12 protein-coding genes are annotated in these 14,071 nt (G+C 56.3%); 5 read left to right on the forward strand and 7 right to left on the reverse strand.

Annotation, left to right across the window (positions count from 1 at the left end; genetic code table 11):
• Nucleotides 1-9: 9 nt before the first annotated feature.
• Together ACOOFE_RS21630 and mutL are read right to left on the reverse strand one after the other, a co-directional pair.
• Nucleotides 10-894, reverse strand: coding sequence for an alpha/beta hydrolase (locus ACOOFE_RS21630; protein ID WP_420411980.1), 885 nt, complete (start codon nt 892-894; stop codon nt 10-12).
• Nucleotides 895-951: 57 nt separating this feature from the next.
• Nucleotides 952-2,847, reverse strand: coding sequence for a DNA mismatch repair endonuclease MutL (gene mutL, locus ACOOFE_RS21635; RefSeq protein ID WP_420411981.1), 1,896 nt, complete (start codon nt 2,845-2,847; stop codon nt 952-954).
• A 112-nt stretch (nt 2,848-2,959) separates the two neighbouring features.
• Between mutL and ACOOFE_RS21640 the strand changes: the two genes are divergently transcribed.
• Nucleotides 2,960-3,835, forward strand: a complete 876-nt coding sequence (locus ACOOFE_RS21640) for a TIGR01459 family HAD-type hydrolase (protein ID WP_420411982.1) — start codon at nt 2,960-2,962, stop codon at nt 3,833-3,835.
• Nucleotides 3,836-4,648: 813 nt separating this feature from the next.
• On the opposite strand, the gene ACOOFE_RS21645 is transcribed toward ACOOFE_RS21640, so the two are convergent.
• Together ACOOFE_RS21645 and ACOOFE_RS21650 are read right to left on the reverse strand one after the other, a co-directional pair.
• Nucleotides 4,649-6,865 (reverse strand): molybdopterin cofactor-binding domain-containing protein, encoded by a 2,217-nt coding sequence (locus ACOOFE_RS21645; protein WP_420411983.1) that lies wholly within the window; start codon nt 6,863-6,865, stop codon nt 4,649-4,651.
• A complete protein-coding gene (locus ACOOFE_RS21650; RefSeq protein WP_420411984.1) occupies nt 6,862-7,332 on the reverse strand; it encodes a (2Fe-2S)-binding protein in 471 nt (156 codons plus the stop codon). Before ACOOFE_RS21650 ends, ACOOFE_RS21645 begins: the two co-directional genes overlap by 4 nt.
• 231 nt (nt 7,333-7,563) lie before the next feature.
• Between ACOOFE_RS21650 and ACOOFE_RS21655 the strand changes: the two genes are divergently transcribed.
• The gene (locus ACOOFE_RS21655) at nt 7,564-8,127 is read left to right on the forward strand and encodes a Crp/Fnr family transcriptional regulator (RefSeq protein WP_420411985.1); all 564 of its coding nucleotides are present in this window, start codon (nt 7,564-7,566) and stop codon (nt 8,125-8,127) included.
• 694 nt (nt 8,128-8,821) lie between these two features.
• Here ACOOFE_RS21655 and ACOOFE_RS21660 read toward each other — a convergent pair.
• The gene (locus ACOOFE_RS21660) at nt 8,822-9,523 is read right to left on the reverse strand and encodes a chemotaxis protein (protein WP_420411986.1); all 702 of its coding nucleotides are present in this window, start codon (nt 9,521-9,523) and stop codon (nt 8,822-8,824) included.
• 172 nt (nt 9,524-9,695) lie between these two features.
• Nucleotides 9,696-10,079, reverse strand: a complete 384-nt coding sequence (locus ACOOFE_RS21665) for a response regulator (protein ID WP_006935666.1) — start codon at nt 10,077-10,079, stop codon at nt 9,696-9,698.
• Between the two features lie 251 nt (nt 10,080-10,330).
• On the opposite strand from ACOOFE_RS21665, the gene ACOOFE_RS21670 reads away from it, so the two are divergent.
• The 3 genes from ACOOFE_RS21670 (at nt 10,331) to ACOOFE_RS21680 (ending at nt 12,834) form a co-directional block, all read left to right on the forward strand.
• Nucleotides 10,331-10,777 carry a MaoC family dehydratase gene (locus ACOOFE_RS21670; RefSeq protein WP_420411987.1) on the forward strand — a complete coding sequence of 149 codons (447 nt, stop codon included), beginning with the start codon at nt 10,331-10,333 and terminating at the stop codon, nt 10,775-10,777.
• 141 nt (nt 10,778-10,918) lie between these two features.
• Nucleotides 10,919-11,917, forward strand: a complete 999-nt coding sequence (locus tag ACOOFE_RS21675; protein ID WP_420411988.1) for a bifunctional riboflavin kinase/FAD synthetase — start codon at nt 10,919-10,921, stop codon at nt 11,915-11,917.
• Nucleotides 11,914-12,834 carry a DMT family transporter gene (locus ACOOFE_RS21680; RefSeq protein ID WP_420411989.1) on the forward strand — a complete coding sequence of 307 codons (921 nt, stop codon included), beginning with the start codon at nt 11,914-11,916 and terminating at the stop codon, nt 12,832-12,834. The genes ACOOFE_RS21675 and ACOOFE_RS21680 overlap by 4 nt, the downstream gene beginning before the upstream one ends.
• On the opposite strand, the gene ACOOFE_RS21685 is transcribed toward ACOOFE_RS21680, so the two are convergent.
• A complete protein-coding gene (locus tag ACOOFE_RS21685; protein WP_420411990.1) occupies nt 12,797-14,038 on the reverse strand; it encodes a glycosyltransferase family 87 protein in 1,242 nt (413 codons plus the stop codon). The two genes, ACOOFE_RS21680 and ACOOFE_RS21685, sit on opposite strands and share 38 nt — an antisense overlap.
• Nucleotides 14,039-14,071 lie beyond the last annotated feature (33 nt).

Below are 14,071 nucleotides of genomic sequence, written 5' to 3' on the forward strand. Positions count from 1 at the left end.
CTGTCCGGTTCAGCAGGCCTTTCTAACCGTCTCCAGAGCGCAGTAGGTGCGTTGCACTGTTTCCCACAGACCATTCTTCCACAAATCGCTGTGGCTTACTCCGTCGACAATTTCCAAGCTCTTGGGTTCCGGGGCGAGGTCATAGAGGCGTTTGCCATGCTCAACCGGGATGATCCGGTCCTTGGTGCCGTGCAGGATCAGGATTGGGCTTTGAACCTTCTTGATCCGCTCCCGCGTCGGCATGGGATCCTTCATTAGGGCCGTAACCGGCAGCCAGGGATATTGTTCGGACGCGATATCGACCAGCGCTGTATAGGGCGCCTCCAAAACCAGCAGTTTGGCATCGGGTCGTTGTTCGGCAACCGCCGTTGCCACACCTGTGCCAAGGCTTTCGCCGTGCAGGATTACCGGCGCGCCAGTCGCGGTCAGCCGATCATAGTGCTCCAAAGCGTCTGAGATAAACGCGGCCTCGGATGGTGACCCTTCACTGCCCGAATAGCCTCTATAGGTTGGCGCGTATAGACCGTAGCCGCTGTTTAAAACATGTTTGAACCGCTTGTGGCGTGCCGACAAATTGCTGGAGTTTCCGTGAAAATACATGACCGTCGGCGCTCCAGGCCGCGGCTCCGCGGTCCACACCGTGACATTTGTGCCATCGGCCATCGTGACGGTCTCGACAGCAACACCGTCCAGTCCTTTGGATTCCGGGGTTTCAAGTTCACCGGTTGGAACAAAGACGAAGTTGCGCTGATTGAAATACATGTAACCAGCTGCAATGCCGTAGGCGATCACACCGGCCACCAGAACTTTGCGCAAAAACCGTCCGCCCTTGCGCCAAGCACTCACGCTATCCGTTGCCGACGATATAGAAGAATTGCCGTCTTCTGCGCTCATTCAGATCTCCATACGCCATTTTCCAGTGCCGCATCGGTCTGAAAGACCAGAACCGGACTATTTACGGCCAAATAGTTTTTCAATGTCAGTCAGCTTCAGCTCAACCCAAGTTGGCCGGCCGTGATTGCACTGGCCTGACAGGGGCGTCGCTTCCATATCGCGCAAAAGCGCATCCATCTCTTCCGGCCGCATCCGCCGTCCGGCCCTGACCGATCCATGGCACGCCATCGTGGCTGCAACATGGTCCAATTTTTCCCGCAAGCTCTCGGCCGTCTCCCATTCGGCCAATTCATCCGCCAGCGTGCGGACCATGCCCTGAATATCCATGTCGCCAAGCATAGCCGGTGTCTCGCGCACCGCGATCGCACCTGGACCAAAGGCTTCCAAGGACAGACCAACTTTCTCCAAATCTTCCGCCCGTTCCACCAACCGGGCTGCATCTTCTTCCGGCAAGTCTACGATCTCCGGGATCAACAGGATCTGCCGCGCAACGTCTTTTTTTGCCAAGGCTTCTTTCAACCGCTCATAGACAAGCCGCTCGTGCGCCGCGTGCTGATCGACGATGACAACGCCATCTTGGGTCTGCGAGATGATGTAGGTTTCATGCACCTGAGCCCGCGCAGCGCCAAGCGGGAGGTCGGTTTTTTCCGCTTCAACCGGCACATCATGCGCTCTTGCATCGGCTGAGGGCGTTGCCAGACCGGAAAGGCCGGCCTGGATCTCTGTCGCCGGAGCCTCGGCAAACCCATGGGCCGGAGGCATAGCCTGCTCTAACGGCCGGAAAACATCGGGCGCCCAGCGTTCCGCTGTCGCAACCGAAGAATATCCGCCTGCGGGCTGAGGTCCAGGACCGGTTGATCCGTAAGACGACCCGGCTGCTGCGAAAGGACGCTCCCCGCCCGCCGCCTGCGCCCGGATAGCATCGAGCGCGACAGCGGCATTCGAGGTCGAAGATCGATGTCCGGCCTGGACCTGCGCATGTTTGATCGCCCCAACCAAGAGCCCCCGCACCAATTGCCCGTCCCGGAACCGGACATCGGATTTGGCCGGATGCACATTCACATCCACCAAGGCCGGATCGAGATCAATAAACAGAACCACCACCGGATGACGGTCCCGCGCCAGCACATCCGCATAGGCCCCGCGCAGACCGGACAAGAGCAATTTGTCTTTCACCGGGCGCCCGTTGACGAAGAAAAACTGATGCTGGGCATTGCCCCGGTGGTGGGTTGGCAGACCGGCAAAGCCGGTCAGGCGCACGCCTTCGCGGGCCGCGTCGATCTCCATGGCATTGTCGGTGAACTCCTGCCCCAGGATTTGCGCAATCCGTGCCAGATGCGGCTCGTCGCCGCGCGCTGCCGGCCAATTTTGCGGTTGCCGGTCAGCTCCTGACAGAGAGAACCCAATTTCCGGATAGGCAAGCGCGATGCGCTTGACAATTTCTGTGATTGCCGCCGCTTCCGCCCGGTCGGACTTCAAGAACTTTAGCCGGGCCGGCGTTGCGAAAAAGAGATCCCGAACCTCAACCTGCGTGCCTTTGGAGCGGGCGGCCGGGGCAACCGGCTGTTCTTTGCCGCCTTCAACCGCGATTGCCCAGGCATGATCTTCTTCGCAGTGGCGGGTCTGAATGACCAGTCGGGCGACCGAACCGATTGACGGCAACGCCTCACCGCGAAAGCCAAGCGTGCGGATATCGAACAGGTCGTCATCGGAAATCTTGGAGGTGCAGTGACGGCGGATCGCCAGCTTCAGATCCGCCTGGCGCATGCCCGCGCCATCATCTGCCACCCGCATCAGGGTCTTGCCGCCAGCGGCCGTGACGATATCGATCTGCGTTGCCCCGGCGTCCACAGCGTTTTCAACCAGTTCCTTGATCACGCTGGCAGGCCGTTCAATCACCTCACCGGCGGCAATCTGGTTGATCACCTGTTCGCCAAGTTGCCTGACTTGCATGAAATACCCTTTGATTGGTTCCGTTTGCTGCGCTCTTCGGATATGGTCCGCGCCGGATTTACATCGATTCCGCGCAATCCTATCAGACTATATACCATCCGAGTGACCCGCCATGACCGTTTCTGCACCGCTTCTTGTTGACGGGCTTCATGCCCTTGCCCCGCAATACAAGGGCATTTTGTGCGATGTCTGGGGGGTTCTGCACAACGGCATTGCAGCCTTTGAAGAGGCCCACAAAGCGTTGCAGCGCTACCGGGAAGAGACCGGCGGACATGTGGTTCTAATCACCAACGCGCCGCGGCCGGCGAAACAGGTCGCCGAGATGCTGCAAAACTTGGGTGTTCCGAATGAGGCCTACGACAGCATTGTCACCTCAGGTGATGTCACCCGGGACGTGCTGGTCGCCCAAGGCTCCAAAACCCTTCTCCACATCGGTCCGGACCGGGACCAGCCGCTCTACCACAATCTGGAAGCCACCTTCACCAGCGTGGACGAGGATGCTGAGGCGATCAGCTGCACCGGGTTCCGGGACGACGAGACCGAAACGCCGGACGACTACCGGGAGCGCTTGCAAAAACTCGCGGCGCGCAAGCTTCTGATGATCTGCGCCAATCCGGATATCGTTGTGGAACGGGGCGATAAACTGGTCTGGTGCGCCGGCGCGCTGGCGCGGCTTTACGAAGATCTCGGCGGCGAGGTCGCCATCCTCGGCAAACCGCATGCGCCGATTTATGACGCCGGTTTGAAACGGCTGGCAGAGCTTGCCGGACATCCGGTCGAAAAGCAGGACGTTCTGGCGATCGGCGACGGCCTGCCGACGGATATCCGCGGTGCCGTCTCCCAGGACATCGATGTCCTATTCATCACCGCCGGCATTCACGTTTCTGATTTCGGCCCGAGTGAAGCCCCGGAAGAACACCTCATCCGCAAGCGGCTTGTTGAAGAGGGCCTGCGGGCAAGGGCTGCCATTCCGCGGCTGTGGTGGTGAGGGGTTGAAAAGGGCGGGAGGCTGCCGTCTGCTGCGGTCCGGTCAAATGACCGGAATGGGGCCGAAAGCGGTCTGGCAGGTTTCTGCCTCAGCGATTAGCGGAGCGGACTCTAAGAGCGCAAGGTCATCAATTCCAATTCTGGTCCAGTGTCTCCGAAGGCAACTCTCCGTAGACTGTTCGATAGTCGTGAGCAGACTGACCCATATGCCAAACCCCCCAGTTGTTTGCAGTTTCCGAAACCCGCAGTTCTCCCTTCTGACTGGCTGCTCGCGTACTCGGGAGAGCCGCGCACGTTGCAGGTAAGTCTTAGGGCCAATGCCGAAACGCTCCATAAAAGCACGGTCAAGTGTTCTCCAGGAGACACCAGTTGCGGCACAGATTTCACTGATAGTTACGGCATCCGCAGGATGCAGTTCGATGTATTTCAACGTTGTGGTAACAGATCGCGCGCGCACTTTAGGAGCACTCTTATCTGCAATGGCGGAATTCCCCAGACCGGCCAATAGCAAATGCGCCGCTAGAGTTTCCTCCTCTTCGAGAGTGAAGCCAACTTGGTTGATCAGCCTCACTTTAGTGGTCCGTTTTGATTGTTAGTACATGGCGGACCATACCCGGCGTTGACCAATTTCGGGGCGACCTCTGTGGGGACGCTCTCGATCCGCGGGTTCCTGCGTCCGGTAAGTTACCAGAACATGCCAGGAGACCTTGTGAGCGACTTTTGACCGGAGCGTCCAGCCCGGCTCTAGCTTCAATTAGGTGGCAGCTCCAAGGTCCACTACGCTGTCCTTCAATTGAAGGCTGGCTTACCCGTGTCAACTGTCCAAGACAGGCGGAATGTCGTCGAAGTTGACCGGCAATGTCAGCGCTCGATACCCTGTGGCGTCCCGCAGGGCATTGGCAAGAGCCGGCACCAAGGCGATGATCGGGGCCTGTCCAACACCCGCTGGCGGGCTCGAGCCTTGTTCCACGATGTCGATTTCAAATTGCGGAACATTCACCATGGTTGGTGTGGGATAGTTATCAAAACTTTGAGCTGACAACCCACCATCAGAGATCGGTGCCTCCTCCATCAAAAGCTGGCCAATGGCCATCATTGCACATCCCTCAATCTGCGCCTTGATCTGATCTGGACTGATGGCAAGACCAACATCCATTACGAACGTGCAGCGCTCCGCGCGAATGCTTCTTCGTTCATGGTCCACTGCAACATCAAAGGCTGCCGCCACATAGCTATGTTCCTGATAAATGCCGCAAGCATATCCCCGCCCTTTTCCTTTCTCTAACGACCTCGGGTGCCCATCACAGATCTCCTTGAGGCGGGTCAGGCAGTTTTTTAATTTTGTCCTCTCCTTACCCAGGTTTTGCATGCGAAACTCCAGCGGATCCCGCTTCAGAATCCGCGCAAGCTCGTCCATCGCACTTTCAATTGCAAAATTGTTTGGTGCTGCACCAAGCGAACGCCATTCGCCCACATGAAAGGGGAGTTCCACATCGCTCATTTCGATCCGCCGAGCCTTAGCTGAATAGGGGGCCATGAGTTCGCGTGCAGCCCCGAAGTCATGCATCACCAAGCGCATACCGGACAAAAGCGGCTGCGGGGCCATGAGCTCTGTCAACAAAACATAACCGCTGACACACGCGTGCCGCCAATCCGAAATCTGACCCTGAGCGTCCACCCTGATTTGGACGCGGTGAGTAGAAGGGGGACGTGTCCGATCGGCGAGAAACTCGTCCCGCCGAGACCAAGTCACCTTGACCGGCCGTTTGACCTCTTGTGCAAGGAGCACTGCCTCGCGCACAACATCGTAAAGGACACGACCACCAAATCCGCCACCGACACGCATCGCATGAACAGTTACGCGATCGGTTGACCAGCCAAGATCGGCTGCTGCCTTCTTCTGGTTGACGAAAATATCCTGGGTGCCAGTCCAGATGTCGACAACCTCTTGTCCGTCACGCTGGCTGAATTCCGCGACAGCCGTTCTTGGTTCTTGCGCTGCGTGATGCAGGATTGGCTGGTCAAAGCGCATGTCAACTGTCCAGTCAGTCGACAAATCAACATCCTCGTCCACGATGGAATGTTCAAGATCACCCTTTGCAAGCGCCCTGTCGACATCAACCCGCGCTGCGACTTCCTCAGCCGTAAACCGGTCCGGCCGGTCCCATTTTACGTTCAGGCGTTTCAGAGCTTCTTCGAGGCTGCGGGGCGTTTCAGCGACCACACCAACGAGCCGCCGTGGCTTGTCGATGACCACCTTGATCACTCCTGGCACTTTCCCGGCACCTCTGTCGGAAACGTCTATGATCTTCGCATCTGGTGCGGGTGCCTGAAACACTCTCCCGAAAGCCATATGCGGTCGAATAATGTCGGCAGCAAAAGCAGGAGCACCTGTCACGATTTCGCGGGCCTGAATTTGAAGTGCTTCATGACCGATCTGCCGTTTTTCGCGCTTTGCGTCAAATGTGTAACTGGTGCCCTCAGGCAAATTATCTGAGGCAAGCGTCAGCTCACTACCGGCAACCGCATTCGAATAGGACACGAAACGCTTGTTAGGCCCGTAAAACCCACCGTCGGCGTCCACAAGTGCTGTCGGTTTCACACCGGCGATTGCTGCTGCTCTCCGTCTGAGCTCTTCACGCAGTCGCGCCGCCGCGTCTGCAATGGGCCGCGCATGCAAGGTGATCGCCTGACTGCCTGTTGTAAAGCGCATATGGGGCACATCCTGTGTGGAGGGGAAGCTTACCTTTATGTCTGAGCTTTTGACATTGAGCTCTTCCGCCACAATCTGGGCAAGCCCCAGTGAAGATCCCTGCCCCATTTCATGGACCGGACTCAGCATCGAAATCTGACCATCCCGACCGACTGATATCCAGGCAACGCCGTCGATGTCTGGAGTGGCGAGTGAAGGCAGGATCGGAACGAGCCGACGACCTACCAAATAGGTGACTGTCAGGCCTGCTGCCGCAAACCCAGCCCCTTTCAGCAAGCTCCGGCGGGTGAAACGGCGTTTCGCTTTGACGGCTTTCATGATTGCCCCCGCAGTTCACGGGCAGCACGTAGAATTGCCTTTTGAACTCGGGACTGCGTACCGCAACGGCACAGATTCCTGTTCATGTGATCGACAATCGTCTGTTCGTCCGGCGCCCGATTTTCCTTCAGCAGCGCCACAGCCTGCATGATCTGCCCGGCTTGGCAGTAACCACATTGGGCGACACGCTCATCGAGCCATGCCTGTTGTACCGGATGCAAATCGACGCTGGCACCGGTCAGACCTTCGATGGTCAGTATGTCGAGGGTTTCGGCATCTGACGCACGCATTTGGCAGCTTCGGGCGACAATCCCGTCGACGTGGACCGTGCAGGCTCCACAACCACCGTCGCCGCAACCGAACTTGGTGCCGACAAGACCCAGTTGTTCCCGTAACACTGTAAGAAGAGTCTCCTCCTGCCAGTTGTCCGGAACGTCGTACAGGGATCCGTTCACTCTGAGCTGCATTTGGATTACCACCTCCATTAAATACGAGAGGGAAATCTGTGGTTTCCCGTCCAATCCCAATCACCGCGAATGCCCGAAAATGTGCCGAGCATGCGCAACTGCAGGCGAACTTGTGCTCCGCATCAAAATACGGGATTCTATCCGGCCAGTTGGAAAATTGACTTCGCCTACTTAAGTAAAACGGGTCTAACACGGTCAGGCGCCAAACAAATTATCATAGGATAAGAACGAATGAGCTTTCAGCAAACTCTGTCATCTGCAGGCGTGGACATAAGCTCAATTGAAGGTTCTATTGAAACAAGAAGTTTTCAGGCCGGCGACTACATAATCCGACAGGCCGAGTTCAATAAGAATATTTACAAACTCACCGAAGGCTTGATCAAGCTGGTGTATCTCACCAGCGCCGGCGCAACCTATACAAAATCTTTTATTGATACCGGCGGGATTTTCGCCTCTATGACGTGCACCCTGGCAGGCGAGCCAGCGCGCTTCTCGGCTGTCTGTCTAACACCGGTCACCGTTGAGTTTCTGCCGAGTTTCAAGTTTAGGGAGCTTACGGAGAATGATCCCGAAATGCTCCGGTTTTCGAACCAGATGTTTCGCCGGCTTGCGTTAAGAAACGAGGAGCGAGAATATGATTTTCTCTGCTTGAGCGCGGTGGAGAGATACGAGAAATTCCTGAACAACTCACCCGGCCTCGCACAGCGCCTCACGCAAATCGAGATTGCAGCCTATCTCGGGATCACGCCAGTATCGCTCAGCCGTATTCGGGGGAGTCGCGCAGGGGCCGCTTAAACGCTTTGGTTGCGATTACCCGGCGGGCTTTCTTATTCCGTTTTAATGAAATTTTGCTCGCCACAACCAATCCTGTATTCGGTTCGGCGCGATCAGCCCCACTTGAGTGGTCCGTTTTGATTGTTAGTGTATGACTGGACTTTGACAGAGGGGCACACACTTGCGACCTTCATACGGCAAGCTCTTAGTTTCGCGGCCAAACAAAGCCTGCTCTCGCCCCATGTATCCCCGGCACGCACCGTTCTGCGGATTGTCTAGAATATAGTCTTTACCGGTTGGTGCCGATCTGCTGCCATTCAACCTTTTCCAATCAACGTTCTGTTCGTCCGCAATCCCGTAACTCGTTTTGACCGCAACAAATGCCCATTCCCAGCTCATCCTAGAAAATTGTTGCGTCTCAAATGAATGCCAGCTTTCGGGCAGAGGCTCCATCGCGGCGAACGACCGAATTGGGGGCGCGAAGCGGACGTTGATCTAGACCACTGTCTATGGCAGCTAGGGGCCGGAAATTACCGTTACCCAAGCTGGCTATTGGCATTTGTTGGTAAAGCCATTGCGCGGTTCCTGGCACTTTTAATTGGCTTAACGCTCTCATCCGAGTAGCAAACTCGCTTTCCCTCTGGCAAATTTCTGATCGAACAACAAAAAGACCGCCCATGTGAGCGGCCTTTTCAAATTCTGTGTTTGAAGACGATCAGTCGAACAGCTTGTCGATATCGGCCTGGGAATCTCCCAGAAGAGCATCGATATCGTTCTGCGACACACCTTCGCCGCTGTGCTGCGGACCGTGAAGGATCAATTCGCGCTTGCGGCGGTCTTCGTCGCTTTCGTTCATCTCGGCTTCAAAATCGGCCGGAATGCGCAAGTGTTCGATGAAGGAGGACACCCGCTCATCGATGTAGCGCAGCGTGCTGACGACCTTTGAAATCCGCTGACCGGTGATGTCCTGGAAGGTGCAGGCCTCAAAAATGCCGATCATCTTGTTGCTGACGAGATCCTGATAGGCGTCTGTGTCGCTCGGATCCGCCGCCATGATTTCTTCGGCCGCTTCCATGATGGTGTTGGTCGCGTTTTCGGTTGCCTCAACGATGGCATCCAGCTCGCGTCCTGCATCGGGAATTTTGTTGCCGGTCATATCATTGGCACGAAGCGCGGAAATCTCCGTCTTCATGCGGGTGATTTCCTTGGCGATCAAGGTCAGCTCTTCCGTCACCGCCGGCTGAACCGTCGACAGGAAGTCGTGCATCGACCCGGACATCACCTCTGCCAGATGCATCACATCTGTTAGAGAGACCTCCCCTTCCCGAGTCTTGTTTTGTTCCAGGAAATCAATGATCCGCGCGACATTTTCTTGTTTTATTTTGGCCATGAGATCGAGCCTTTCAGTGGTGTCCATTCCTACCGCCGCCTCCAAGCAGCAAGTGTTGTCCCGCTCTTAAGACCGGCGGTATAACACTCTTGGCACGATTGCCGGCCGCAGCCTGCCTGCCCAGCAGAACTGCTCCGCGTAAATCGGATACCGGCACTGGCGGAGAAAGAGACAAATGCCTGCCTCCGCCTTGCCATTCTTAGTCGGAGAAGACAGCCTCGATCTTGCCTTTCAACGTCTGCGCATTGAAGGGTTTCACGATGTAGTTGTTCACGCCAGCTTTCTTCGCAGCGATCACGTTTTCCGTTTTGGATTCAGCGGTCACCATAATGAACGGTGTTTTGCTCAAAGAGCCATCCGCACGAACCTGCTTGAGCAGTTCGTAACCGGTCATCGGTTCCATGTTCCAGTCCGAAATCACAAGACCGTACCGGCGCTGCTTCATTTTTTCCAGGGCTTCGGTGCCGTCCGCAGCATCGTCAATGTCTTCGAAACCGAGCTGTTTCAGAAGGTTGCGAATGATGCGAATCATCGTCTTGTAGTCATCGACCACGAGGACCGGCATCTGAAGATCAAGGGCCATTGTCTACTCCATACTGTCAGTTTGCGCGGCCCCTGGCCGTGGGCCGATGGACGCGTTATGACTTTGAAGGAGAGCAACACATTTCTCTGTGTCCTCACCTCCCCACACTCAAGGCAATTTAAGGGGAGCAACTGAAAAGACCGTTAATAACAGAGACTTTTTTTCTTCACCGAAAGCCTAATTGTCAGAAAACCCCGCCCCGCTTAGCGTCCGGCTTGCCAAAAAACCGGAAACATAAGGCGCGAAAAACCATGTTGGAACTGCAAAAACTCTGTTTCGAAGACTTGACGGTCGGTATGACGGAAGAACTCGTAAAACATGTCAGTTCTTCAGATGTTGTTGGCTTTGCCGAAGTGTCCGGTGACCGGAACCCGATCCATCTGTCGGAACACTTTGCCGCTCGCACCCCATTCAAGACCCGGATCGCGCACGGGCTCTATACGGCAAGCCTGATTTCCGCGGTTTTGGGAACGCGCCTGCCAGGACCTGGGGCTATTTATTTGTCTCAGACCTTGAATTTCAAAGCCCCCGTTAAGATCGGCGACGATGTTACAGTCACCGTCAAGGTGGAAGAACTGATGGACCGCGGTAATCGGGCCCGGCTCTCTTGCATCTGCAGCGTTGAAGATACGGTCGTCCTGGAAGGCGAAGCCCTGGTCAAGGTGCCAAGCCGGTCTGAGGACCGTTCCAGGCTCTAAAAGAAATCCTCATTAGATCTGCTTGACCTTTTTGAGCGTTGGCGGCACGTTCCACGCGGCCCGGAAACCTTCTCCGGGTTTCATTCTGTCCGTTCCGGAACGCCAGCTTTTAAAATGCCACCTTGCGCGAAGGTCAGCCGTATGAGCCGCACATCATCACCTGAGTTCAAAATCGCCGAGTCGCTCGAGGCTTTTCCGAGCGCTCTAAAAGGCGGGATTGTTGCGATCGGCAATTTTGATGGCGTGCACCGGGGCCACCGGGCGGTTCTGGACGCAGCCCTTGGATTGGGCCACGGCACCCATCACCCGGTGTTTGCGATGAGCTTCGAACCGCATCCGCGCACGGTCTTTAATCCGAGCAAGCCTGTGTTCCGCCTGACACCGGCGGTTCAAAAAACGGACATGTTGCGCGTGTGTGGCCTGGATGGTGCGTTGATCCTGCCGTTCACCAAAGAGTTCGCCGCGATGGAGGCCAATGCCTTCGTCCAGGATATCCTCATCGATACGCTCGAAATTTCCCATGCCGTGACCGGCTACGACTTTCATTTCGGCCGGGCGCGCCAAGGCACGCCCGACTACTTGCGCACAGCCGGGGCCACGCACGGTTTCGGCGTGACCATCGTACACCGCGAAGAAGACGAGAGCGCTGAAGTGATTTCATCCTCCCGCATCCGCGAAAATCTCGGCACAGGCGACATTGCCGAAGCCAACGCCCTCTTGGGCTATCGCTGGTTTTTCGACGCCGAGGTACAACACGGCGACAAACGCGGCCGGGATCTCGGTTATCCGACCGCAAATCTGCGCATGCCGGAAGACTGTCCGCTGCTTCAGGGTATCTATGCGGTCAAAGTGAAACTGGGTGAGACCTGGCATGACGGTGTCGCCAGCTACGGCCGCCGCCCAACTTTCGACAATGGCGCAGCCTTGTTTGAAGTCTTCCTGTTTGATTTTGACGGAGATCTTTACGGCAAGAGCCTGCGCGTACATGTGGTGTCCTATCTGCGCGGCGAAGAGAAATTCGATAGCCCAGAAGCCCTGGTTGCGCAGATGGATCGGGATAGCGAAGAAGCCCGGGCAGCCCTTGCCTCTCTCCAGCCACTGTCTGAAATCGACCTGAAGCTACTGGACCTTGCTCCATGACCGCTGAGGCCGGCACCGGCCACATCGAACAGAACCCGCTGCAGGCCCTGCTGCTGATGAGCTGCGCCATGCTGATCGTGCCGGTGATGGACATCATCGCCAAGTATCTGTCGGCCAGCCTACATCCGCTGGAAGTTACGCTCGGCCGGTTTTTCTTTCAGTTTCTGGTCTGTCTGTTTTTGGCTCTGGTTTTGGCGCGGCTGCCGAAGGTCGGCGGGAGCCAACCCGCCATCAATTATCTGCGCGGTATCCTGCTCGCGTGCGCGTCCTTGTGTTTTTTCATCGCGATCAAATACATGTCGGTCGCAACCGCGATTTCGATCTTTTTTGTCGAACCGATGATCCTGACGGTGCTGGCCGCTCTCATCTTGAAAGAAAAGGTCGGGCCGCGCCGGATCGCTGCTGTTGCCGTTGGACTTGCCGGTGCACTGATCATCCTGCGGCCCAATGTTGCCGAATTCGGCCTGGTGAGCCTGTTGCCGGTCGGAACGGCCGTCCTGTTTGCATTCTACCTTCTGCTCAACCGGCTTTATCCGGTCAAAGACGATCTTCTAACGATACAGCTCACAGCCGGGCTGGCTGGGACGCTGTTTCTGTCCACTGCAATGGCGATCAGCACATCCTTCGACATCGGGGACGTCACCTTTGTCTGGCCAAACACTTGGCAAACCGGGCTGCTGGCCCTGATCGGCCTGATTTCCTTTGCGACCCACGGGCTGGTGGTCGCCGCCTTTCAACGCGGCAGCGCCAGCTTGCTCGCGCCTTTGCAATATCTGGAAATCGTCAGCGCCACGTTGTTCGGCTATCTGGTGTTTTCAGATTTCCCGGATGGACTGACTTGGGCGGGCATTAGTCTGATTGTCGGTAGCGGGCTCTATATCACCCACCGGGAGCGGGTGACGCGGCAGAAGGCGTGACAGCCAATCGCTCTCCGGCACTATCTCGGCGCCACTGCTGCCAATACCGGTGGGTTTGAGCGAGCAATATCAGAGCTGGCAGAGCGCCAACAGGAATGCCGGTATGATCGGCAGTAGCCCGCGCTGACAAGATGAACGCCATCACCAGAACATACAGTAGGGTGTCATAAGCGAGCAGCTCTTTGTCGGCTACGAAGCGCCACAAAAACAGCATCGGTACAGCCAGCAAGACATACTCGTAGGTGAGCATATAGGGGGATGTCAGCACACTTGCAGATACCAGCGCTGCGGCTTTGAGATCAAACGGTGCATCGCTCCACCAAATCCGAACGGTCCAAGCCAGACAAGCGCAGCCCACCAAAACCTGTGCAGCCATCGCAATCCCATGCGGCACACCCAGCATACGAAAAGCAGCAAAAGGAGACAGGTACTTCCAGTATTCAACCAACTCGTCATTCATAAGAGTTGCAGCGAATTTGCTCTGCTCCAGGAACGCGGGCCAGATTTCCGGCCCGAACGCTGCAACAGGAAGGGCAGCAAGCACCAGGGTCGTGATCACGGCAGTTCCGAAAGTCGTCCAGTAGCGCCCTGCCAGTAAAACAAAGGGAATGAGAAAGCCGATTTGCGGTTTGAAGGTCAAGCAGCCGATCAAGATCCCAGCCAGCACTGGTTTTTCCGCTCTCAAGGCCACCAACGCCCCACCCAACAAGGCCGTGGTTAGAAAGCTGTTCTGCCCATGGATCAAAACTCCGATAACAGCTGGAAACGCGCAGACAATCAGCGCGCCCGTCCATGAACCCCAAATCAGGCGCCCTACATAGGCAAACAATGCAAGGGACAGGACAAAAAACAGAATGTGAGACACCCAGGCTGAAAACAGTCCAAAAGGGAGAACCGCCAACAAGTATGTCGGCGGATACATAAATGGCAGAAACCCCTCTGCCTCAAAAAATGCGGGCGCGAAGCTGAAGAAGACATCGTTGTTGTAGACATCAAGCGGTGCGCCGGAAAGCGCGACGACCGATGCCAACCAATAGCAGAAGTAATCGGCGAGCAGGACCAAGCCGTGATCCGGATCCTGAATGAGACCACGGTCGACATAGAAAAAGAGCACGCCAATCAGATAGATCGGCGGGGCAAGATGCAAAAAGACCTGAATGCGATCGGCAGTCAGGATTTTTTCCAGATGTCGCAACGTATCCATCGCCAGAGATCACTCAAGTTTCCGGTCGAAACC

It is taken from the genome of Roseibium sp. (assembly GCF_965216085.1).
In the GTDB taxonomy this organism is placed as follows: Bacteria; Pseudomonadota; Alphaproteobacteria; order Rhizobiales; family Stappiaceae; genus Roseibium.